This window comes from Variovorax sp. RCC_210 (assembly GCF_041355175.1).
GTDB lineage: Bacteria > Pseudomonadota > Gammaproteobacteria > Burkholderiales > Burkholderiaceae_C > Variovorax.
The window spans coordinates 104707-127553 of the sequence record NZ_JBFUPJ010000016.1; the positions used below are offsets into that span (position 1 = coordinate 104707).

The following is a 22847-nucleotide window of genomic DNA, read 5'->3' on the forward strand; positions in this document are numbered from 1 at the left end:
GGCAGAATGCTTCGGCCATGCATGTGGCCATATAACAAACGAGGGGAAGCCAGCACGTGTCGATCTACGAACTGAAGCCGCGTTTCCAGGGCCTGCTGCGCCCGCTGGTGGTCCGCCTGCATGGCATGGGCGTCACCGCCAACCAGGTGACGCTGGCGGCCTGCGTGGTCTCGGTCGCCCTCGGGCTCTGGCTTTTCTTCTCGGCCCCCTCGCTGGCGGCCTTCGCGCTGGTCCCGCTGTGGATGTTCCTGCGCATGGCCTTCAACGCCATCGACGGCATGCTGGCACGCGAGCACCACCAGCAGAGCAGGCTGGGCGCCTTCCTCAACGAACTGACCGACGTGGTCTCCGACGCGGCGCTGTACCTGCCCTTTGCGCTGGTGACGCCGTTCAGCGGCTTCTGGGTCGGCACGGTGATCGTGCTGGCGGGCCTGAGCGAGTTTGCCGGCGCGCTGGGCCCGACGGTGGGCGCCTCGCGCCGCTACGACGGCCCGCTGGGCAAGAGCGACCGGGCCTTCGTGTTCGGCGCGCTCGGGCTGTACGTGGCGCTGGGCTGGCCGCTGCCGGGCTGGACGGCCTGGCTGATGCCGCTGCTGGCCGTGCTGGTGGCCTGGACCACGGTCAACCGCATTCGCCGCGCGCTCGAGGAGGCTGACGCAAAGACCGAGGCCGCGCCCCTCGCGTCCGCCCCGCCGCGCTGAGCCGACGACTTTCGAACACACCAATAAAAGACTCACAGGGATTCAATGACAGACATCACGCAACGCGTTCCCGAAGAACTGCAGTTCCAGACGCACGACGGCGAATCGCTGTTCTACCGCCGCTGGCCGGCCACGGGTGCGCAACGGCGCGGCGCCATCCTGCTGTTCCACCGCGGCCACGAACACGGTGCGCGCATGGCGCACCTGGTCGACGAGCTGGACCTGCCCGACTTCGACTTCTACGCCTGGGACGCCCGCGGCCACGGCCGCTCGCCCGGCCAGCGCGGCTACAGCCCGAGCTTCGGCACCTCGGTGCGCGACGTGCAGACCTTCGTGCAGCACATCACCGCCGCGCACGGCGTGCCCGAGCAGGACATGCACGTGGTCGCGCAGAGCGTGGGCGCCGTGCTGATCGCCACCTGGGCGCACGACTACGCGCCCAAGGTGCGCGGCCTCACGCTGGCCTCGCCGGCCTTCAAGGTGAAGCTGTACGTGCCGTTCGCGCGCGCCGGGCTGGGGCTGATGCACAAGCTGCGCGGCCTGTTCTTCGTCAACAGCTACGTGAAGGCCAAGTTCCTCACGCACGACCCGGCGCGCATCGCCAGCTACGAGAGCGATCCGCTCATCTCGCGGCCCATCGCGGTCAACATCCTGCTGGGTCTGTACGAGGCCGCCGACCGCGTGGTGGCCGACGCCAACGCGATCACGCTGCCGGTGCAGCTGCTCATCTCGGGCGCCGACTGGGTGGTGCACCACAAGCCGCAGCACCGCTTCTTCGAGCGCCTGGGCAGCGCGGTGAAGACCAAGACCGAGCTGCCGGGCTTCTTCCACGACACGCTCGGCGAGAAAGACCGCGCGCCAGCCGTCGCGCAGATCCGCGAGTTCATCCTGCAGCGCTTCGACGAGCCGGCCGTGCCGGTCGACCGCCGCGAGGCGCACCTGAGCGGCGACACGGCCGACGAGTCGCGCGCGCTGGCCGAGCCGCTGTCGCCCCTGTCGCCGCGCGGCGCGTACTGGGCCGTCACCCGGGCCAGCCTGAAGCTGGGCGGCACCATGTCCGAGGGCATCAAGCTGGGCCACGACACCGGCTTCGACTCCGGCAGCACGCTCGACTACGTGTACCGCAACCAGCCCAAGGGCAGCTCGGCGCTGGGCCGCTCCATCGACAACACCTACCTGAACTCCATCGGCTGGCGCGGCATTCGGCAGCGCAAGATCCATGTGGAAGAACTGCTGCGCATCGCCATGGAGCGGCTCGCGGAAATGCACCGCGAGGTGCGCGTGATGGACATCGCCGCCGGCCACGGCCGCTACGTGCTCGACGCGGTGCAGGCCAGCCCGGTGAAGGCCAGCTCCATCCTGCTGCGCGACTACAGCGACATCAACGTGCGCGACGGCCGCGCGCTCATCGCAGAAAAGGGCCTGGAAGACGTCGCGCAGTTCGTACAGGCCGACGCCTTCGACCGCATCAGCCTGGCCAGCGTCACGCCGCGGCCCACGCTGGCCGTGGTGTCGGGCCTGTACGAGCTGTTTCCCGACAACGAGATGGTGCGCCGCTCGCTCGCGGGCGTAGGCGACGCGGTGGAAGACCGCGGCTACCTCGTCTACACCGGGCAGCCGTGGCACCCGCAGCTGGAAATGATCGCGCGCGCCCTCACCAGCCACCGCCAGGGCGAGGCCTGGGTGATGCGCCGCCGCACCCAGTACGAGATGGACCAGCTGGTGGAAGAAGCGGGCTTCCGCAAGATCGACCAGCGGGTCGACGAGTGGGGCATCTTCACGGTGTCGCTGGCGGTGCGCACCGGGCAATGAGCGCCGCCGCGGCCACCACCGGGGCCTTGCAATGACCGCGTGGCTGGCACGCCGACCGTGGAAGCGCGCCGCCCTGTGGCTGGTGCTGCTCGGGCCGCTGTTCTATTCGACCTACGGCTTCGCCAACTGGTGGGCCACCACGCGCGCGAACGTGCCGTCGATGGCCTTCGGCTGGGAGCGCCATGTGCCGTTCTGGCCGTGGACCATCTTTCCGTACTGGACCATCAACGTCTTCTACGCGCTCTCGCTGTTCCTGGCGCGCAGCGAGCACACGCTCGACCGGCACGCGCTGCGGCTGGTGACGGCCACGCTGATCGCGTGCAGCTGCTTCATCGCGTGGCCGCTGCACTTCAGCTTCGGGCAGCCGCCTGTCGAAGGCGCGCCGGCCTTCCTGTTCAACGCGCTGCGCGGTTTCGACCAGCCCTTCAACCAGGCGCCGTCGCTGCACATCGCGCTGGCGGTGATCCTGTGGGACTGGTACCGGCAGTTCCTGCAGGGGCCGAAGCTGCTCTGGGCGCGGCTGGTGCTGCATGTGTGGGCCTTCGCGATCTGCGCGTCGGTGCTGACGACGTGGCAGCACCACTTCATCGACATTCCGACCGGCGCGCTGCTCGGCATCTTCTGCGTGTGGCTGTGGCCGCTGGAGCGCGTGGTGTCGATGCCGCGCGCGTGGCAGCGCACGCATGACGCACAGCGCTGGAAGCTGGCGGGGTTCTACGCGCTCGGTGCGCTGCTGTTGCTTGCCGCCGCGCTGCTTGGCGGCGGCGTCGCGCTGTGGCTGTGCTGGCCGGCGGCCTCGCTCGCGCTGGTGGCGCTCAACTACGCGGGCTTCGGCGCGCGCGGTTTCCAGATGAACGGCCACGGCCGCATGGGCTGGGCCGCGCGCTGGCTGTTCGCGCCCTACCGGCTCGGCGCGGCCGTCAACGCCTGGCTGTGGACGCGCAAGCTGCCGGCCTCGGTCGAGGTGGTGCCCGGCCTGCGGCTGGGCCGCCGGCCGACGCACGCCGAATGGCGGGCCGCCGGCCAGCCCCGGCTCGTCAGCCTGTGCGCCGAACTGCAGCTGCCCGGCGTGCCGCATGCGCGCTGCGTGCCGCTGCTCGACCTGACGGTGCCGCCCACCGTGCGGCTGCAGCGCGCCGCGGCCGTCATCGAAGGCCAGCGCCGCGGTGCGCAAGGCGCGCCGGTGTGGGTCTGCTGCGCGCTCGGCTTCTCGCGCAGCGCGGCGGCGACCATCGCCTGGCTGGGCCGCTACGGCACGGCCGGCGGCGTGGCGCAGGCCGAAGCGGCGGTGCGGCAAGCGCGCCCGCAGATCGTGCTGCGCGGCGCATGGCGCGCGTCGCTGGAACCGTTGAAGCCTCATTCGCCTCGTTCGCATGTTTCGGAGGTCCCGCGCCATGACTGACAACGACCGCGCCACCTGCGTCGCGCTGGCCGGCCTGCTGCGCGCCGCCGCGCTGCTGGCCCTGTGGGGCTTCGCGCTTACCTGCATCGCCGCGCTGGTGCTCGCGCTGACGCTGCGCTCGCTCTCCAGCACCGCGGCCATGGGCTTCGGCGCGGTCGTGATCCTCGGCGCGCTGGAGCGCTACTTCGCGTTTCGCCTGCGCTTCGACGAGGCGCTGTTCGACGGCCTCGCGCGCAACACGGTCGCCTCGCTGGGCGCGCTCGACCAGGCGCTGTCGGCCCTCGGGCTGCGCCCCGCCGACGCGCAGCCTGCCAGCCGACCGCTCGCCGACCGCGTGCAGGGCACCCGCCAACTGCTGCAGCGCCACGCCATCGTGGTCGCCTGCCAGAGCGCCATGTTTCTCCTTGCATTGATGACACAGGACCTCTCTTGACCAACGACAACAAGAACAACGACGAGAACGGCCACGCGAACAGCCACTCGAGCAGCGGTGCGGCCGGCCAACCCGGCAGCACCGTGCTGCGGCGCGGCCTCGCCATCGTGGCGGGCAAGCTCATCATCGGCGCGGCCGGGCTGCTGACCGGCGTGCGCGCCATCTGGTCGGGCACCAGTCCCAAGGCCGAGCAGACGCTGTACTTCGCCAACCACACCAGCCACGGCGACTTCGTGCTGCTGTGGGCCACGCTGCCGCCCGACCTGCGTGCGCTCACGCGGCCGGTCGCGGGGCAGGACTACTGGGAGGCCTCCAAGCTGCGCAACTTCATCGGCAAGGACGTGTTCAACGCGCTCATGATCCGCCGCGACGGCTCCGGCCAGGGCGGCAACCCTGTCGACCAGATGAAGGAGGCGCTGGAGGGCGGCGACTCGCTCATCATGTTCCCCGAGGGCACGCGTAACACCGGCGACGACATCCTGCTGCCGCTGAAGAGCGGCCTGTTCCACCTGGCGCGCGCCTGCCCGCACGTGCGGCTGGTGCCGGTGTGGATCGAGAACCTGAAGCGCGTGCTGCCCAAGGGCGTGCTGGTGCCGATTCCGCTGGCCTGCACGGTGCGCTTCGGCACGCCGATCGTGCTGGCGGCCGAGGAAGACAAGGTGTCGTTCCTGGCGCGCGCGCGCCAGGCCATGCTCGACCTGCGGCCGGAGTACGACCGCATCGAGCAGAACGGCAACCACGCCAGCGGCAGCAACCCCGGAGCGGCATCGTGATCGAGCTCTCTCCCTTCGCCTGGACCACCTTCAAGCTCTTCGGCGGCGTCTTCGGCGTGCTGGTGCTGGCCTCGGCCATCGGCGCGGTGCTGAAGTGGCGCGTGGCGCACGGCCAGCCGCACTCGGTCATCGACAACCTCAACGCGCGCGTGAACGCGTGGTGGGTGATGGTGGCGGTCATCGGGCTGGCCTTCGCCTTCGGCAAGGGCGGCGTGATCGTGCTGTTCTATTTGATCTCGTTCTACGCGCTGCGCGAGTTCATCAGCCTGGCCTACACGCGGCGCGGCGACCACGGGGCCATCGCGCTGGCGTTCTTCGTGGCGCTGCCGGGCCAGTACTTCCTGATCTGGATCGACTGGTACGGGCTGTATTCGATCTACATCCCGGTGTACGCCTTTCTCATCCTTCCGATTCTGGCGGCCGTGGGCGGCGACACGCAGCGCTTTCTGGAGCGCACCTCCAAGATCCAGTGGGGGCTGATGGTGTGCGTGTTCTGCATCAGCCACGTGCCGGCGCTGCTCACGCTGCAGATTCCGGGCTTCGAGGGCCGCAACCTGCTGCTCATCGCGTTCCTGGTGATCGTGGTGCAGGGCAGCGACGTGCTGCAGTACGTGTGGGGCAAGCTCTTCGGCAAGCGCAAGGTGGCACCCGAGCTGTCCCCTTCCAAGACCTGGGAAGGCCTGGTCGGCGGCGTGGCGAGCGCCACCGCGCTGGGCGCCGCGCTGTACTGGGCCACGCCTTTCAACCCGTGGCAGGCCGCGCTGATGGCGCTCACCATCTGCCTCATGGGCTTCTTCGGCGGCCTGGTGATGTCGGCCATCAAGCGCGACCGCGGCGTGAAGGACTGGGGTTCGATGATCGAAGGCCACGGCGGCATGCTCGACCGGCTCGACTCGGTGATCTTCGCGGCGCCCATCTACTTCCACGCGCTGCGCTATTGGTGGGTGCCGTGACCCAGGCGGCGCGCGTGGTGCACGACGAGCCCGTCGAGTGCGGCAACGCCGCCGCGTGGAAGCGCTGGCTGAAGAAGCACCACGCCAGCGCCGCAGGCGTGTGGCTGCGCATGGCGAAGAAGGGCTCCGGCGTGGCCTCCATCGACCACCCGCAGGCGCTGGAAGAGGCGCTGTGCCACGGCTGGATCGACGGGCAGCGCAAGAGCGACGACGACACCTACTTTCTCCAGCGCTTCACACCGCGCACCGCGCGCAGCACCTGGTCGCAGATCAACCGCGACAAGGCGCTCCGGCTCATCGACGAAGGCCGCATGCAGCCGGCCGGCCTGGCGGAGGTGGAGCGCGCCAAGGCCGACGGCCGCTGGGACGCGGCCTACGAAGGCGCCCGCGTGGCCACCGTGCCGGCGGATTTGCAGGCCGCGCTGGACGCCAACCCGCCGGCCGCCAGGTTCTTCGCCACGCTGAACGCGCAGAACCGCTACGCCGTGCTGTTCCGCACGCAGGGCGCGAAGAAGCCCGAGACCCGCGCGCGGCGCATCGAGAAGTTCGTCGAGATGCTGGCCAGGGGCGAAAAGATCTACTCCTGAGCGATCCGGGCGCCCGAGCCCCCGGGCTGCTTCAGGTCCCCGCGGCAATGCGCGCCAGCCGCTCGGCATCGACGATGCGGATGCGCTTGTAGCGCATGTCGATGGCGCCCTCTTCCACCAGGCGCCCGAGTTCCTTGTTGATGGTCTGGCGCGACAGCCCGAGCATGGCCGCCAGGTCGGTCTGCGACAGGCGCACCAGCGGGCCGATGGCCTCGCCCTCTTCCGGCCTTAAGGCGTTTGTGGCGTTTGTGGCGCTCGTGGCGCTGTCAGGGCCCTGGCCCTGCCCCCCATAGAAGTGCACCAGGCTCATCAGCGTGGCGGCCACGCGCCCGTGGACCGAGTTGAGCATCTGGTTCTGCAGCAGCACGATGCTCAGCCGCTGGCGCTGCAGGCCGAGCTTGGCCACGTCGCGCCACAGCACGGGCTCGGCGTCCAGCACCGCGATCACGGCGTCGCAGGGCAGGTGGACGATCACCGAGTCTTCATGCGCGTGGTAGTCGTAGGCCAGCGGCACCTCTTCCAGCAGGCGCACCAGCGGCGCCACCTGCCCCGGCCCCAGCAGGGCGTTGACGTACTTGCGCCCGCCCGAGCTCATGCTGCTGATCTCCAGGCACCCCGACACCACCACCAGCAGCTCGCGCCGGTGGCGGTCGTGCGCCAGCACCTGCGTGCGCCGGCCGTAGCGCTCCAGGCGCGCGGACTTCATGAGCTCCGTGCGGCGCGCGTCGGGCCAGCGCGAGAACAGCTCGTTCCAGCGCAGCGCGCGCTCGAGCAGCGCGGCGTTCTCCTCGGCATCCCTGCCGATGGAGGAGGTGGACTTGGGCGGTGGTCGGGTCAGCGGGTTCTCCCTGCCGTGGTGATCGTGAATCTGTCAATGCGTTGACAGATTCGGGGGGCCGTCGTTTCTATCGTAAGGACCGGACCTCGACAAGCACGCGAGGCACACAAGCGGCAACCGCATGCACCCGCACGCGGCAAGCCCCACCGGAGACAAGACGACATGAAGAAGACAGCCGCCGCCGGCCTTGCGCTGGCGGCCTCCTCGATCGCGTTGGCGCAGAGCAGCGTGACCATCTACGGCACCGTCGACCTGTACATGGCATTTGTCAAGTCGGGCGGCGCCTCGTCCAGGCGGCTCGAAGACGGCGGGCAGACCGCCTCGCGCCTGGGCTTTCGCGGCGCGGAAGACCTCGGCGGCGGGCTCGGCGCGCACTTCACGCTAGAGAGCGGCTTCGCGCCCGACACCGGCAACGGCACGCTGCCCGGGCCGGCCATGTCGTTCAGCCGGCAGTCCTTCGTCGGCCTCTCGGGGCCGTGGGGGCAGATCGACGCGGGCCGCATGTACACGCCCATGTTCTACGCGCTGTTCAAGGCCGACCCGTACGGCATCAACTCGGTGTTCTCGCCGATCAACCTGGTGGCCGCCACCGACGCGCAGCCGGGGCTCACGCCCTTCGCGGCCCGCGCCAGCAACATGGTGCGCTACCGCACGCCGGCCAGCAGCGACTTCTTCGCGGACATCGCCTACGCGCCGGGCGAAGCCAGCGCGCCCAGCCACCAGAGCGGCAACTTCCTGGGCGGCAGCGTGGGCTGGGCGCGCAAGCCCTACTACGTGGCCTATGCGTTCCAGCGCGCGCGCTCCGGCTCGGCCGCCGCGCCCGTGGCCGAGCCCGCCACCAGCACCTACCAGTCGCTGAGCGGCGCGTACGAGCTGCCGGGCATCGGGCTGCAGCTCTATGCCAACTACGTGCGCAACACCTCGAGCCTGCCCAAGGTGCCCGCGGCGAAGCTCGCGAGCCTGGGCCTGACCTACAACGTGACGCCGGTGTCGAACCTGATGTTCGAGGCCACGCAGCGCAAGGTGGACGACACCGGGCGTTCGCAGCTCGGCTGGACGCTGGGCTACGACTACTACCTGAGCAAGCGCACCGTGCTGTACGCGCGCTGGCTGCGCCTGCTCAACCGGCACGGCGCCTCGGCCACGCTCGCAACCGTGGCGGTCGTGCCCGACAGCGGCAACGGCGTGCGCGTCATGGCGGCCGGCATTCGCCACAACTTCTGACCTCCCCTGCTCCATTCCATTTCATCCAGCTTCATCCAGCTTCATCACGCCCCATGGACTTCTTCACCTCCCAGGCCGAATCGCTCTCGGCCCTGTTCGCGCCGCGTTCCATCGCGGTGGTCGGCGCTTCTTCCAGCCCGCAGAAGATCGGCGGCATTCCGGTCGACTACCAGCGCCGCTTCGGCTTCGACGGCGCGCTCTACCCGGTCAACCCCAACGCCGACCGCATCCAGGACCTGCCGGCCTGGCCCAGCCTGCGCGCCATCGGCGAGCCGGTGGACCTGGCCATCCTCGCGGTGCCCGCGGCGCTGGTCGACAGCGCGCTGGACGACGCCATCGCCGCGCGGGTGAAGGGCGTGGTGCTGTTCTCTTCGGGCTTCGCGGAAATCGGCGCCGAAGGCGTTGCCGCGCAAGCGCGGCTCGGCGACAAGGCGCGCGCGGCCGGGGTGCGACTGGTGGGCCCCAACTGCCTGGGCTTCATGAACATCGCGCGCAACGTGTACGCCACCTTCTCGCCCGCGCCCGGCGTGGGCCGCGTGGCGGCGGGGCGCATCGGGCTGGTGAGCCAGTCGGGTGCGTTCGGCGCGTATGCGTACTCGATGGCACGCGCGCGCGGCGTCGGCCTGTCGCTGTGGGCCACCACCGGCAACGAGGCCGACGTGCAGTTCTCGGACTGCCTGGCCTGGCTCGCGCAAGACCCGGCCACCGACGTGATCATGGGCTACATGGAAGGCTGCCGCGACGGCCCGCGCCTGCGCGCGGCCCTGGCGCTGGCGCAGGCCAATGGCAAGCCGGTGGTGATGGTCAAGGTCGGCCGCACGGCGCTGGGCGCCGAAGCCGCCGCCTCGCACACGGCCGCGCTGGCAGGCGACGACGCGGTGTACGACGCGGTGTTCCGGCAGCACGGCGTGCTGCGCGCGCGCAACCTCACCGAGTTCTTCGACCTCGCGCACAGCGCGGCCGTGGCAGGCCCGGGCCGCCCGCGCGACCGCTCCATCGGCCTCTTCACGCTCTCGGGCGGCGTGGGCGCGCTGATGGCCGACGAGGCCTCCGCGCAGGGCCTGGATGTGCAGCCGTTGAGCGAGGCCGCGCAGGCCACGCTGCGCGGCTGGGTGCCCTTCGCGGCGCCGCGCAACCCGGTGGACATCACCGGCCAGGTCACCAACGACCTGAGCCTGCTGGAGCGCAGCGCCCGCGTGATGCTCGACGACCGCGGCTTCGGTTCGTGGATGAGCTTCCTGGCGGCGGCGGGCGCGTCGGACGCGTTCTGGCCCGTGCTGCGCGGGCTCGTGAGTTCGCTGCGCGCGGCCTACCCCGACACGCTGCTGGCGATCAGCACGCTGCTGGCGCCGGAGCGCCGCGCCGAGCTCGAGGCCATGCGTTGCCTGGTGTTCGCCGATCCGTCGGACGGCATCCGCACGATCGCCGCGTTGGCGGGGCTGAAACATGGCACGGCGGGTTCGACCGGCTCCACGCCACCGCCGAACCCACCGTCGAACCGATCATCGGACCAGCTGACGCTCCCGCCCGGCACGATGTCCGAGCCCGATGCGCTCGCGCTGCTTGCCGAGGCGGGCGTGCCCGTGGTCGCGCACCGCGTGGTGCACAGCGCCGACGAGGCCGCGGCCGCCGCCGAAGCCCTCGGCGACGCGGTGGTGGTGAAGATCGTGAGCGCGGACATTCCGCACAAATCGGACGTCGGCGGCGTCGCGCTCGGGCTGCGCGGCGCGGCGCAGGCGCGCGCGGCCTTCGAGCGCACGCGCGACCACGCGCTCACCGCGCGGCCCGATGCGCGGCTCGGCGGGGCGCTGGTGGCGCGCATGCTGTCCGGCGGCGTCGAGTGCATCGCGGGCGTGCACCGCGACCCGGTGTTCGGGCCCGTGCTGATGTTCGGCCTGGGCGGCATCCACGTGGAGACGCTGCGCGACGTGTCGCTGCGCGCGCTGCCCATTGCGCGCGACGACGCGCTGGCCATGGTGCGCGGGCTGCGCGCGTTCGCGATCCTCGAAGGGGCGCGCGGCCGTGCGCCGGTCGACCTCGAATCGATTGCCGATGCCTTGTGCGCGCTCGCCGATTTCGCGCTGCGCGCCGGCGATTCGCTGGACAGCGCCGAGATCAATCCGCTGATCGCGCGGCCGAAGGTCGACGGCGGCTGCGTGGCGGTCGACGCGCTGGTGGTCGGGCGCGCCATGAACGACCCACGGGGGACCACCGCATGACGGCATCGACACAGCTTCGCAAGCTCGGGCTGGCCGGCGCGGTGGTCAGCGCCATGGCCTTCACGGCCGGCGGTGCCTGGGCGCAGGCGCCCTTTCCGTCGAAGCCGCTGCGCATCGTCGTGCAGTACCAGGCGGGCGGCTCCACCGACATCCTCGCGCGCATCGTGGCCGAGGGGCTGTCGAAGCGCCTGGGCCAGCCGGTGGTGGTGGAGAACCGCAGCGGCGCGGGCGGCATCATCGGCACCGACTACGTCGCCAAGAGCGCGCCCGACGGCTACACGCTGCTGCTGACGGTGCCCGGCCCCGTGACGGCGAACATGGTGCTCTACAGCAAGCTGCCGTACGACCCGCGCACCGACCTGCGCATGGTGTCGGACATCGCCACCACGCGCACCGTGCTCGCGGTGCACCCCTCGGTGCCGGCCAAGGACTTCAAGGGCCTGATCGCCGCCGTGAAGGCCGCGCCCGGCACCTACGCGATGGGCTCGTGGGGGCCGGGCACGCAGCCGCACCAGGTGCAGGTGTACATGGACCGCAGCTACGGCCTGCGCACGCTGCACGTGCCCTACAAGGGCGAGAGCCCGATGGCGGTGGACCTGATCGGCGGCGTCATTCACATGACCGTGGGCTCCGTCACCACGCTGCAGCCGTACATCGCGGCCGGCAAGCTGCGCGCGCTTGCGGTCGCCGGCCCGCGTCGCGCCAAGGCGCTGCCCGACGTGCCGACCTTCGCCGAGCAGGGCTACACCGACGAGGTGTACGCGCTCACCGGGCCGACCTCGCTGATGGCGCCGGCGAAGACACCCGACGTGGTGGTCGAGCGGCTCGGTCGCGAGGTGAGCGCGGTGATCCATCAACCCGAGGTCACCCGGCGCATCGAGGAACTGGGCGCCGAGCCGCTCGGCAACCTGCCGGCCGAGGCCACCGCGGCCTACAAGGCCTTCCTTCCCGTGACGCTGCGGCTCACGCAGGCCACGGGCGTGAAGCTCGATTGAGCGCCCGCATCCGCTTTTTCCATGCATTCCAGCCAAGAGGTTTTTCTGCAATGAACGCTCCCGAATCCCGTCCCGCCATCGCCGACCCCGTCGCGCGCGCGCGCAAGTCGCTCGCCCGGTCGATCGGCCTGGCCGCCTTCGTCTACGGCTACCCACTCACCGAGACTTATCGCACCTGCGCCCTGCAGACCGCGCCGCAAGCCGAGCGCCGCGCCGGCGCCTCGCACGGCTCGGACGTGCGCGCGCCGTTGAACACGCTGCACCACGCGCCGCGCCCCTCCACCGACGAAGACCGCGACGTGGTAACGCCCGCCAACGACCTGCTCTACACCATCGCCTGGGTTCACCTGGCGGCCGGGCCGATGCTGCTGACGGTGCCCGCGGCGACGCGGCACCCGGGCCGCTACTTCGTGCTGCCGCTGTACGACGCCTACACCGAGAACTTCGAGAACCTGGGGCCGCGCAACTGCAACCCCGAAGGCGAGACGGTGGTGCTCGTGGGCCCCGGCGGCACGGTGCCGGAGCCGCTCGCGGGCCACCGCGTGGTGCGCTGCCCGACCGACCTGGTGTGGCTCATCGGGCGCATCCTGGTCGGCGACGAAGGCGACTGGCCGGCCGCGCGCGCGCTGCAGTCCGAGATCAAGCTGGCGCCCGCGCCGGGCACCGCGTTGCACGGACGCCCCGGTGCCGTCGAACACTGGGCCGGTCCGCCCGTGGACGCCATGGCGGCGGCCTTCGAGCACGGCGAGCCGGCCGCGCAGGTGGCGCCGCGCTTCTTCACCAACATGTGCCGTGCACTCGCCGAGGCGCCGGGCCGCGTGGAAGACCGCGGCCTGGTGGCCTGGTTCGGACAGGCCGGGCTGCGGCCGGACGCCGCGTTCTCGTGGGATGCACTGGACGAGCCTGTGCGCGAAGGCCTGGTCGAAGGCTTTGCCGAAGGCGTGCAGTTGGTAGGCGCCGTGGGACGCAACCGCCGGCCCAGGCCCTGGTCGATGGCGCCCGCCACCGGACGCTACGGCAGCGAGTTCCTGGGCCGCGCGCGCACCGCCTACCTGGGCCTGGGCGCGCTGGCCACCAGCGAGGCGGTGTACGCCGCGGCGCACCACGACGCCCGCCAGGAACCGCTGGACGGCCAGCACCGCTACACGATGCGCTTCGAGGCCGACGACATGCCGCCGGCCGACGCCTTCTGGTCGGTGACGCTGTACGACAGCGACCGCTTCCTGTACCCCAACGCGCTGCGCCGCCATGCCATCGGCGACCGCACGCCTGGCCTGAAGCGCGGCGCCGACGGCAGCCTGGAGCTGGTGCTGGGCCACGCCAGGCCGGTGGATGCCGCCAACTGGCTGCCCGCGCCGGCCGGTCGCTTCTACCTGATCCTGCGCATGTACCACCCGCGCGAAGGCGTGCAGAGCTGGCGCGTTCCTGCGCTGCAGGTCGAGGAGCGCTGAGCCATGCAGGCAACGATCGAGACCACCGTCGCCAATACCATCGCCAATACCATCGCCGATACCAGCGCTGATACCAGCGCTGATATCGGCGCCGAGCTGGCCGAACAGGCCGTGCTCTACGCCTACCCCCTCTACGAGATGGCCCGCATGCGCGCGGCCACCTCGCCGAAGCGCATCGTCGGCGGCGCCGCTGCCCGCGCCGCCACGGACAACACCGCCGTCGAGGCACCCAGTCCCCTGCGCTGGTGCAACGTGTTCACGCACGCGCGCCAGCTGCTGGGCGCCGGCAAGAGCCGCGTCGTGACCCCGAACAACGACACGCTCTACACCAACGCCTGGCTCGACCTGGGCGACGGCCCGCTGGTGATCGACGTGCCCGACACGGCCGGCCGCTACTACGTGCTGGGCCTGCTCGACTTCTATACGAACCCCTTCGCGCACATCGGCCAGCGGCTCACGGGCACGGCCGCGCGCTCTTTCATCGTCACGCCGCCGGGCTGGCGGGGCACGTTGCCGGCCGCCTTCGACGAGGCCGGCGCGCACATCGTGGCGCCCACGCGCTGGCTGTGGGTGATCGGGCGCATCCTGGTCGACGGGCCGCTGGACGTGCCGGCGGTGAACGCGCTGCAAGAGGGCTTCCGGGTTCGCACGCTGGGCGACTCGCAGGCCGGCAGGCCGTCGGCACCGAAGCAATTCGACCCAGGCTTCGACTTGGCCAGCGACGCGAAGGCCCCGCTGACGGCGGACCATTTCGCAGCGCAGGTGAACCGCGCGCTGCGCGAGAACCCGCCGCCCGCGCGCGACGCCGACCTGCTCGCGCGCTTCGCGGCGCTCGGGCTCGGGTCGGATGCCGACGCGCTGGACGACACGCAACGCGCCCGGCTGCAACACGCGCTCGACGCCGTGCTGCCGCGGCTTCGCAACGCGCAGTCGGGCGCCACCACCGCCAGCGGCTGGGTGCAGATGCCGCTGGTGGAGGGCAGCTTCGGCGACGACCACCTGGCGCGCGCGCTGGTGGCGCTCAAGTACATCGGCATGCTCGAAAGCCGCGAGGCGACCTATCCGCTGGCGTGGCGCGACGCGGCGGGCCGCGCGCTGCACGGCAGCCACCGCTACACGCTGCGCTTCGCACCCGGCGCCCTGCCGCCGGTCGACGCCTTCTGGTCGCTCACGATGTACGACAGCCGCGACTACATGCTGGTCGGCAACCCCATCGACCGCTACGCCATCGGCGACCGCACGCCGGGGCTGAAGCACGACGCCGACGGTGGGCTCACGCTGCACATCCAGCACGCGCGACCCGAGAACGAGAGCGAGGCCGCGCAGGCGAACTGGCTGCCCGCGCCCGAAGGCGATTTCTATCTTTGCCTGCGCGCCTACTTGCCGCGCGCCGAGATGCTGGACGGCCGCTACATGCTGCCGGCTTTGGTGCGCGCCGGGGAGGCTGCATGAACACCGCCGCGGAACAGGAGAAGCCCTTCCTCATCGTGGGCAGCGGCACCGAGACGGTCGCGCCGGGCCTGCACATCCTGCGCGGGCAGGGCCAGTCCTTCGTGGCCGAGACGGACGTCGGGCTCGTGGTCGTCGATGCCGGCCCGGGCGGCCCGGTGACGCAGGGAATGATCGAGGCGGTGCGCGCGCTCAGCGACGCGCCCCTGCATGCGCTGTGCTACAGCCACGGCCATGTGGGCTACAACGCCGGCGTGCCGATGTGGCTCGCGCATGCGGCGCAGCGCGGCGATGCGCCGCCGCGCGTCATCGCGCACCGCAACGTGCCGCGGCGCTATGCCCGCTATCGCGAGACCGAGGCGCTGCAGCACCGCATGGCCGAGATCCAGTTCAACCGGCCCGCGGGCTTCTTCGACCGCCGGCTCGCCATGCACGCGCCGACCGAGACCTTCGACGACCGGCTGCAGATCGGCCACGGCGAGCGCCGCATCGAGTTGCGCTGGGCACCTTCGGAAACCGACGACGCCCTCGCGCTGTGGAGCCCGGCGCAGCGCGTGCTCTACGGCGGCGCGGCGCTGATCGACTCGATTCCCAACATCGGCACGCCCTTTCGCACGATGCGCGACACGGTGCGCTGGGCCGACACGCTCGAGGCCCTCGCGGCGCTCGGCGCGCGCAAGGCGGTGCGCGAGTTCGGTGCCACGCTCGAAGGCGAGGAGCAGGTGCGGCACGTGCTCATGCACACCGCCCGCGCGCTGCGCTGGCTGCGCGCCGAAGTCGTGCGGCTCATGAACGAGGGGTTCAACGAGCGCGAGACGCTGGCGCGCATCCGCTTTCCCGATGAACTGTTCGGCGTCGAATGGATGAAGCCCACCTACGGCGACCCGGGCTACATCGTGCGCGACATCTACCGCTCGGAGAACGGCTGGTGGGACCGCAACCCGACCTCGCTGCACCCCGCGCCGCCCGAGGACATCGGCCGCGCCGTGGCCGACGCCATCACCGACAAGCGCGGCGTGATCGCGCAGGCCCGCGCGCTGGCGCGGGACGGCCACTGGCAGCTGGCGCTGCACGTGATCGACCTGCTGGCCACAGCGAGCGGGGAAGCCACGGAGATCGCGGAGGCGCGTTCGCTCAAGGCCGAGTGGCTGCGCCAGCGCGCGCTGCAGGTGCCCAGCTACGTGTCGCGCAACCTGTACCGCGTGAGCGCGGACATGATCGAGCAGGGCACGCAGTCGCGCTTCGGTATTCAATGATTCGATTCGCAGGAGACACAAGACCATGACAACCCGATTTCTCCCGCACCCCGTGCCCCGGCTGCGCACGCTGGCCTGCGGCGCCCTGGTTGCGCTGGCGGCCACCGCGGGCCACGCACAGGGGCCTGACGCCTGGCCCGACAAGCCGGTGACGCTGGTGGTGCCCACGGCCGCCGCGGGCGGTACCGACACCATCGCGCGGCTGATCGCCGACGCGCTCGGCAAGCGGCTGAAGCAGACCTTCATCGTCGACAACCGGCCGGGCGCCAACGGCATCCTCGGCACCGACCTGGTGGCACGCGGCACGCCCGACGGCTACCGGCTGCTGTTCACCTACGCCGCCGCCATGGTGGTGAACCCGAGCCTGTACAGGAAGCTGCCCTACGACCCGGTGAAGGACTTTGCGCCGGTGGCGCAGATCGGGCGCGGCGGCAACCTGCTGCTGGTGCGCAACGACCTGCCGGTGAAGACACTGAAGGAGTTCGTCGCCTACGCCAAGGCGCGGCCCGACAAGCTGAGCTACTGCTCCTGGGGCAACGGATCGGGCGGGCACCTGGCGATGGAAAGCCTGAAGAAGCAGGCCGGCCTGGTGATGACGCACGTGCCCTACAAGGGCAGCGGCCCCTGCGTGCAGGACCTGCTGGGCGGCCAGGTGGACGCGGCCTTCGCCGACATGTCCTCCACGGTGGAGATCGTGCGCGCAGGGCGCCTGAAGGCGCTGGCCAACAGCGGCCCTTCGCGCATTCCGATGCTGCCCGACGTGCCGACCATGACCGAGGTCGGCTACCCCTTCACCACCTACGCCTGGTACGGCCTGCTGGCGCCCACGAAGACGCCGCCGGCCGTCGTGAGGAAACTCAACGAAGCGGTGAACCAGGCGCTGAAGGATCCGGCGGTGGTGCAGCGCCTGCGCGAGCTGAACTTCACCGACCTGCCGCAGAACACGCCCGAGCAGTTCGGCGAGACGATCCGCAAGGACCTGCATGACTGGGGGGCGCTGGTGAAGGACATCGGGCTCACGCCGGAGTAAGTCCGAACAGGCCCGAGCAGGCCCGAACTAGCCCTCAGTCTTCGTCCATGACGCGCGAGCGACCGAACCAGAAGCCCAGGATCAGCCCGACCGTGCCGAAGCCGATGGCCCCCCAGAGGCTGAGAAAGTTGAAGACGTTGTAGCGGCCCGGCTGCTGCGCCAGCGCGCTGGCCAGTTCGGGCTCGTTCAGGCCGCCCAGGCCCCGCGCGGCGGCGAAATCGAAGCCCGCGTCACCCAGAAAGTTCAGCGCCATCAACATCGGCAGCACGGTGAGGAACGGAAACCACGCGCCGCGCACCTTGCGCCAGTTCATCAGGTAGGCGGCCACCAGCAGCACCGCGCCCGCGCCGAGCAGCCCGAGCACGACCGGGCGGCGGGCCAGCGGCAACAGCCAGGGCCAGGCCCATTGCAGCGGAAAGAGCGGCCACTCGGCCTGCGGCGCGAGGCCGCCGGGCCGCGCGAATGCCTGCCAGCCCAGCGCGAGCGTGGCGCGGCCCACCAGCGCGGAGGCACAGGCCACGGCCGCCACCAGCAGGCAGCCGATGCGCAGCGCCGACGAGCGGGGTTGCGCGATGACGGGCGGCGGCAGCGATGGCGACGGAAAGGTTCCCGGGCGCCACACCTGCTTCACCACCGTGACCGCGACCTTCGGCGGCGCCAGGGACAGCTCGCCGCGCACCAGCCAGTCGGTGGTGAGGATCGCCAGCGCGAAGGCCAACGCCGACGTGAGCCATGCGCAGGCGCCGGGCATGTCGACGAGGCCGACGGGCGTGAACATCGGCAGGTTGCCGTAGACGAGGCCGGCGCACCCGTACACCAGCAGGATCGGCACGCAGCCGGCCAGGGCGGCGCCCAGCAGCAGCTCGTCGCTGCGCACCGACTCGTGGCGCAGCGCCTGCACGCGCGACCACGCCCGAGATGCCCGAGATGCCCGAGATGCCCGTGGCACCCGTGACACCCGCGGCACCCTCGATCCGCTTCGCTGGCTCACTTCGCCAGCGACTTCAACGCCATCTTGATGCCGTCGCTCACGCTCGCGTCCTTCGGCAGCGCCTTCAGCGCGAGCGCGGCTTCCTTGTCGCTGTAGCCCAGCGCGATCAGCGCCTGCAGGATGTCGGCCTGCGCGTCGGAGGCGGCGTGCGTGGGCAGGCCGATGTCGGCGCCCAGCTTGCCCTTGAGCTCCAGCAGCAGCCGCTCCGCGGTCTTCTTGCCGATGCCGGGAATCTTCACCAGCCGGCCCAGCTCCTGCGTGGTGATGGCCTGCGACAGCTCGCCCACGCTCATGCCCGACAGCAAGCCCAGCGCGGTGCGCGGGCCCACGCCGGTGATCTTGATGAGCTGGCGGAAGGCCGCGCGCTCCTCGGCGCTGCCGAAGCCATAAAGAATCTGCGCGTCCTCGCGCACGACGAAGTGCGTGAGCAGCGACACCTTCGCGCCGACGTTGGGCAGGTTGTAGAACGTGCTCATGGGCACGTCGACCTCGTAGCCGACCCCGTTGCAGTCGACCACCACCTGCGGTGGGTTGCGTTCGGCGAGGGTGCCGGTCAGTTTGCCTATCATGGGTGCCCTTTTTCCTTGAAATGTCCGGCGTGATTCTGCGACACACCTTTACCCCCCTGAACAACTCGCGCCTGGGCCACCTGTGCGGCCCGCTGGACGCGCACCTGCGCCGCATCGAGGAAGCCCTGGGCGTGAAGATCGCCCACCGCCACGAACAGTTCAAGGTCGACGGCCCCAAGGCCACGGCGCAGCGCGCCATGGACGTGCTGCAGGCGCTCTACGAGATCGCCCAGCGCCCCATCGACCCGGCCGTGGTGCAGCTCACGCTGGCCGGCGACGGCTCCATGGTCGAAGGCGACGAAGACGCGGCCATGCTGGTCACGCGCCGCGCCGACCTGCGCGCGCGCACGCCCACGCAGGCGACCTACCTGGACAACATCGCCAAGCACGACATCACCTTCGGCATCGGCCCGGCGGGCACCGGCAAGACGTACCTCGCGGTGGCCTGCGCGGTCGATGCGCTGGAGCGCGCGGCGGTGCAGCGCATCGTGCTGACGCGCCCGGCGGTGGAAGCGGGCGAGCGGCTGGGCTTCTTGCCCGGCGACCTCACGCAGAAGGTCGACCCCTACCTGCGCCCGCTGTACGACGCGCTGTACGACCTGATGGGCTACGAGAAGGTGCAGAAGGCCTTCGAGCGCAACGCGCTCGAAATCGCGCCGCTGGCCTTCATGCGCGGGCGCACGCTGAACAACGCCTTCGTGATCCTCGACGAAGCGCAGAACACCACGCCCGAGCAGATGAAGATGTTCCTCACGCGCATCGGCTTCGGCGCGCGCGCGGTGGTGACGGGCGACGTGAGCCAGATCGACCTGCCCAAGCAGCAGCTGAGCGGCCTCATCGACGCCGAACGCGTGCTCAAGCGCGTGCCCGGCATTGCCATGACGCACTTCACCAGCGCCGACGTGGTGCGCCACCCGCTGGTGGCGAAGATCGTCGATGCCTACGACGGGCAGCGCAAGCGGGCCGGAGGGCACTGAGATGGCGGCCTCCAAGCTCCCGGCGCTGTCGCTGTCGCTGCAGTTCGGCCGTTTCAAGGGCGTGGAGCGGCACCGCATCGCGCTGCCGCGCCACAGCGTGACGCGCTGGATTCGCCATGCGCTGGACATCGACGGCGAGATCACCGTGCGCATCGTCGATGCCGAAGAAGGCCAGCGCCTGAACCGCGAATTTCGCGGCAAGGACTACGCCACCAACGTGCTCACCTTCGACTACGCGCAGAGCCCGCTCGTGATGGCCGACCTGGTGCTGTGCGCGCCCGTGGTCGCGCGCGAGGCGAAGGAAAACCGCAAGACCCTGGCCCACCACTACGCGCACCTGCTGGTGCACGGCACGCTGCATGCGCAGGGCTGGGACCACGAGACCAGCGAGGCCGACGCCGACGAGATGGAAGCCTACGAGGTCGAGATCCTCGCGGAGATGGGCATTCGCAGCCCGTACGGCGCATAGCTCGCGGGCGGACGCACGCGCCGGCGGCTACGCCGTCATCTGCAGCGGAATGGTGACGGGCCCGTCGTTCAGCAGGTGCACCTGCATGTCGGCACCGAACTCGCCCGTGGCCACCACCGGGTGCGCGGCGCGCGCCTGCGCCACGAAGTAGTCATAGAGCCGGCGCCCTTCGTCGGGCGGCGCGGCCTGGGTGAAGCTGGGGCGGTTGCCGCCGCTCACGTCGGCAGCCAATGTGAACTGGCTCACCACCAGCAGGCCGCCGCCGATGTCCTGCACGCTGCGGTTCATCTTGCCGGCCTCGTCGGAAAAGATGCGCAGCTTGAGCAGCTTGGCGAGCATGCGGTCGGCCAGCGCATCGGTGTCGCCGCGCTCGGCGCACAGCAGCACGAGCAGGCCGGCGTCGATGGCGCCCACGGTGCGCCCGGCAATGTCGACGCGCGCGTTGGCGACGCGTTGGAGTACGGCTTTCATTCGTTCTTCAATTTGTTCTTCAAAGAGGGTTGTGCTCGCCGGCCTGGGTGGCGCGGGCTTCCATGGTCAGGGGCAGCAGCTGGATGGTGACGCGCAGGCCGGGCACGGCGTCCATCAGCGCCTGCTCGAGTTGGTTGCGCAGGTCGGCGGCGCGCTGCAGGGTCCAGTCGCCGGGCACGTGCATGTGCAGGTCGGCGAAGCGGCGCTGGCCGGCGCTGCGGGTCACCATGTCGTCGAAGCGCAGCCGCGGACCGACGTCGGGCCGGCGGGCGACGAAGGTGTCGATCGTGGCGCGCACGGTGGCCAGCGTTTCGGGGTCGAGGGCCTCGTCCATCAGGCCCTGCGACGAGCGCCACACCAGCTTCACGCCCTCGCGCACGATGTTCAGCGCCACGCCGATGGCCAGCAGCGGGTCGAGCCACAACCAGCCGCTGAGCTGCACGCCGACGATCCCGACGACCACCGCGGCGGAGGTCCAGACGTCGGTCATGAGATGGCGGCCGTCGGCCTCCAGCGCGATCGAGCGGTGCACGCGGGCCGCGCGGAACAGCACGACGGCCAGCGCGGCGTTGAAGCCCGAGCTCACCACCGACAGCGCCAGGCCCCAGCCCACCTGCTCGAGCGGCTGCGGCGACAGCAGGCGCTGCACGGACACCCACAGGATCGCGATGGCGGCGCCCACGATCAGGATGCCTTCGAACCCCGAGGAAAAATACTCGGCCTTGTGGTGACCGTAGGGGTGGTCGTCGTCGGCGGGGCGCTCGGCAATGGTCACCATGGCGAGCGCGAACATGGCGCTCGCCAGGTTCACGAAGGACTCCATGGCGTCCGAGATCAGGCCCATCGAGTTGGTGATGTAGCCCGCGTAGCCCTTGAGCAGAATTGTTAGCAACGCCACCGCTACCGAAACACGAAGCAGCGCCTTAGGGGTAAACGTCATGCGAATTCCGTGATAAATAGGGCAAACGGCAACGCCAAAAGCGGTAAAAGGCCGCAAGAACCCGCTGAATTATCGGCGCGGTGACCATATGTAACGCGTTCGCCTTAATATTTCTGACGATTGCGAAACATTCTTCGCAGAGAACCAGATCCAGATGATGAAAAACCTCGTGAGCGCCCTGTGCGGCCTTGCCATTGTGGGCGCGGCCGGCCTGGCCCAGGCGCAGACACCACCGGCCACACCCGCCGCCCCCATGTCCGCAGCCGCCGCCACCCCGCCGGCCGCCAAGGCCGACCTGCAGGCAGGCTTCGTGAAGTCCGTGCGCGGCAGCGTGCAACTGCTCAGCGGTTCCGGCGACACGCGCGCCGCCAGCCCGGGCGATGCGCTCGGCGCGGTCGACCGCATCGTGACCGGCCCCGACTCTTCCGCCTCCGTGGTGCTGCGCGACGACACCACGCTGGTGGTCGGCCCCTCGTCGCGGCTGGACCTGAAGGAATTCCACTTCGACGGCACCACGCACGAAGGCGGCATGCTGCTGTCGCTGCTGCGCGGCTCGATGCGCATGATCACGGGCCTGATCGGCAAGTCGAACCCCGACGCGGTGCGGGTCGAGACGCAAACGGCCACCATCGGCATCCGGGGCACCGACTTCATCGTGCAGGCGGACGCCCAGCCATGAAGAAGGCAACCAACAAGACGCTGACTCGCCACGCCTCCCTGCTCACGGCCGCCCTGGTGGCCACGCTGCTCGCGGCCTGCTCCACGCCCGGCACCCGGGTGGTGCTACTGCCCCAGGCCGACGGCACGGCCTCCGCCGTGGTCGTGCGTTCCAAGGACGGCGAAGAGCTGCTTTCCAAGCCCTACCAGCGCGCCACGGCGGCGGTCGGCGCCAGCGGCGCGCCGGTGGTCGACCAGGCCGATGCAGCCAAGGTGCAGGCCGAGAACAAGGCGCTGTTCGACATGCGCCCGCCCCCGCCGCAGCGCTACACGGTGTATTTCGAGCTCGGCGGCACCACGCTGACGGCGGCCTCGCAACAGATCATGAGCGAAGCGATGGCCGCGGCGCTGGCGCGCAGCGGCAGCGACATCGTGGTGACAGGCCACACCGACACCAAGGGCAACGGCGAGCAGAACGACGTGCTGTCGCGCCGCCGGGCGCAGGAAGTGGCGCAGCTCTTTATCGAGCGGCAGTTCCCGGCCAAGCGCATCGAGGCCGTGGGCCGCGGCGAACGCGAGCTCGCCGTGCCGACCGCCGACGAGGTGGACGAGCCCCGCAACCGGCGCGTCACCATCGAGGTGCGCTGACC

General features: G+C 70.6%; 23 protein-coding genes. 18 read left to right on the top strand and 5 right to left on the bottom strand.

All coding sequences use genetic code 11. The features are described from left to right. The first annotated feature begins 56 nt into the window (after positions 1-56). From AB6807_RS32380 to AB6807_RS32410, 7 genes are all read left to right on the top strand, one after another. Complete coding sequence (locus tag AB6807_RS32380; protein ID WP_371087789.1) at positions 57-701, top strand: CDP-alcohol phosphatidyltransferase family protein; 645 nt, start codon at positions 57-59, stop codon at positions 699-701. A 45-nt stretch (positions 702-746) separates the two neighbouring features. Continuing rightward, complete coding sequence (locus AB6807_RS32385; protein WP_116909520.1) at positions 747-2513, top strand: bifunctional alpha/beta hydrolase/class I SAM-dependent methyltransferase; 1767 nt, start codon at positions 747-749, stop codon at positions 2511-2513. 31 nt (positions 2514-2544) lie between these two features. Further along, entirely contained in the window at positions 2545-3915 is a 1371-nt protein-coding gene (locus AB6807_RS32390; protein WP_371087790.1) for a phosphatase PAP2/dual specificity phosphatase family protein, read from the top strand. After that, on the top strand, positions 3908-4348 hold the full coding sequence (locus AB6807_RS32395) for a hypothetical protein (RefSeq protein WP_371087791.1): 441 nt from the start codon (positions 3908-3910) through the stop codon (positions 4346-4348). The genes AB6807_RS32390 and AB6807_RS32395 overlap by 8 nt, the downstream gene beginning before the upstream one ends. Positions 4349-4431: 83 nt before the next feature. Continuing rightward, the gene (locus tag AB6807_RS32400; protein WP_371087864.1) at positions 4432-5121 is read left to right on the top strand and encodes a lysophospholipid acyltransferase family protein; all 690 of its coding nucleotides are present in this window, start codon (positions 4432-4434) and stop codon (positions 5119-5121) included. Then, entirely contained in the window at positions 5118-6074 is a 957-nt protein-coding gene (locus AB6807_RS32405) for a phosphatidate cytidylyltransferase (RefSeq protein WP_116909523.1), read from the top strand. Before AB6807_RS32400 ends, AB6807_RS32405 begins: the two co-directional genes overlap by 4 nt. Then, positions 6071-6661 carry a YdeI family protein gene (locus tag AB6807_RS32410; RefSeq protein WP_371087792.1) on the top strand — a complete coding sequence of 197 codons (591 nt, stop codon included), beginning with the start codon at positions 6071-6073 and terminating at the stop codon, positions 6659-6661. Before AB6807_RS32405 ends, AB6807_RS32410 begins: the two co-directional genes overlap by 4 nt. 31 nt (positions 6662-6692) lie before the next feature. Here the strand turns inward: AB6807_RS32410 and AB6807_RS32415 are convergent, their stop codons facing one another. After that, a complete protein-coding gene (locus tag AB6807_RS32415; RefSeq protein WP_371087793.1) occupies positions 6693-7367 on the bottom strand; it encodes a Crp/Fnr family transcriptional regulator in 675 nt (224 codons plus the stop codon). A 294-nt stretch (positions 7368-7661) separates the two neighbouring features. On the opposite strand from AB6807_RS32415, the gene AB6807_RS32420 reads away from it, so the two are divergent. From AB6807_RS32420 to AB6807_RS32450, 7 genes are all read left to right on the top strand, one after another. Beyond that, positions 7662-8723: a porin gene (locus tag AB6807_RS32420; protein ID WP_371087794.1), complete on the top strand. Its 1062-nt coding sequence runs from the start codon at positions 7662-7664 to the stop codon at positions 8721-8723. Between the two features lie 53 nt (positions 8724-8776). Next, positions 8777-10942 carry an acetate--CoA ligase family protein gene (locus AB6807_RS32425; protein WP_371087795.1) on the top strand — a complete coding sequence of 722 codons (2166 nt, stop codon included), beginning with the start codon at positions 8777-8779 and terminating at the stop codon, positions 10940-10942. 53 nt (positions 10943-10995) lie between these two features. Beyond that, positions 10996-11937 carry a Bug family tripartite tricarboxylate transporter substrate binding protein gene (locus AB6807_RS32430; protein WP_371087865.1) on the top strand — a complete coding sequence of 314 codons (942 nt, stop codon included), beginning with the start codon at positions 10996-10998 and terminating at the stop codon, positions 11935-11937. A gap of 50 nt (positions 11938-11987) precedes the next feature. After that, a complete protein-coding gene (locus AB6807_RS32435) occupies positions 11988-13388 on the top strand; it encodes a DUF1254 domain-containing protein (protein WP_371087796.1) in 1401 nt (466 codons plus the stop codon). Positions 13389-13526: 138 nt separating this feature from the next. Next, the gene (locus AB6807_RS32440; protein WP_371087866.1) at positions 13527-14840 is read left to right on the top strand and encodes a DUF1254 domain-containing protein; all 1314 of its coding nucleotides are present in this window, start codon (positions 13527-13529) and stop codon (positions 14838-14840) included. Next, positions 14837-16093, top strand: a complete 1257-nt coding sequence (locus AB6807_RS32445; protein WP_371087797.1) for an alkyl sulfatase dimerization domain-containing protein — start codon at positions 14837-14839, stop codon at positions 16091-16093. The genes AB6807_RS32440 and AB6807_RS32445 overlap by 4 nt, the downstream gene beginning before the upstream one ends. Positions 16094-16118: 25 nt before the next feature. Next, positions 16119-17123, top strand: coding sequence for a Bug family tripartite tricarboxylate transporter substrate binding protein (locus AB6807_RS32450; protein ID WP_371087798.1), 1005 nt, complete (start codon positions 16119-16121; stop codon positions 17121-17123). Positions 17124-17157: 34 nt separating this feature from the next. Here AB6807_RS32450 and AB6807_RS32455 read toward each other — a convergent pair whose 3' ends face one another. Next, the gene (locus AB6807_RS32455; protein ID WP_371087799.1) at positions 17158-18024 is read right to left on the bottom strand and encodes a hypothetical protein; all 867 of its coding nucleotides are present in this window, start codon (positions 18022-18024) and stop codon (positions 17158-17160) included. 86 nt (positions 18025-18110) lie between these two features. After that, positions 18111-18683, bottom strand: a complete 573-nt coding sequence (gene ruvA, locus AB6807_RS32460) for a Holliday junction branch migration protein RuvA (RefSeq protein WP_116909525.1) — start codon at positions 18681-18683, stop codon at positions 18111-18113. A gap of 20 nt (positions 18684-18703) precedes the next feature. Between ruvA and AB6807_RS32465 the strand changes: the two genes are divergently transcribed. Continuing rightward, a complete protein-coding gene (locus tag AB6807_RS32465) occupies positions 18704-19660 on the top strand; it encodes a PhoH family protein (protein ID WP_371087800.1) in 957 nt (318 codons plus the stop codon). A 1-nt stretch (position 19661) separates the two neighbouring features. Beyond that, positions 19662-20129 carry an rRNA maturation RNase YbeY gene (ybeY, locus tag AB6807_RS32470; protein WP_371087801.1) on the top strand — a complete coding sequence of 156 codons (468 nt, stop codon included), beginning with the start codon at positions 19662-19664 and terminating at the stop codon, positions 20127-20129. A gap of 27 nt (positions 20130-20156) precedes the next feature. Here ybeY and dtd read toward each other — a convergent pair whose 3' ends face one another. Further along, positions 20157-20600 (bottom strand): D-aminoacyl-tRNA deacylase, encoded by a 444-nt coding sequence (gene dtd, locus AB6807_RS32475; RefSeq protein WP_116909527.1) that lies wholly within the window; start codon positions 20598-20600, stop codon positions 20157-20159. Positions 20601-20619: 19 nt separating this feature from the next. Then, entirely contained in the window at positions 20620-21540 is a 921-nt protein-coding gene (locus AB6807_RS32480) for a cation diffusion facilitator family transporter (protein ID WP_371087802.1), read from the bottom strand. A gap of 154 nt (positions 21541-21694) precedes the next feature. Here AB6807_RS32480 and AB6807_RS32485 point away from each other — a divergent pair, with 154 nt between their 5' ends. Beyond that, positions 21695-22219: a FecR domain-containing protein gene (locus tag AB6807_RS32485; protein WP_371087803.1), complete on the top strand. Its 525-nt coding sequence runs from the start codon at positions 21695-21697 to the stop codon at positions 22217-22219. Next, positions 22216-22845: an OmpA family protein gene (locus AB6807_RS32490; protein WP_371087804.1), complete on the top strand. Its 630-nt coding sequence runs from the start codon at positions 22216-22218 to the stop codon at positions 22843-22845. Before AB6807_RS32485 ends, AB6807_RS32490 begins: the two co-directional genes overlap by 4 nt. The last annotated feature ends 2 nt before the right edge of the window (positions 22846-22847 follow it).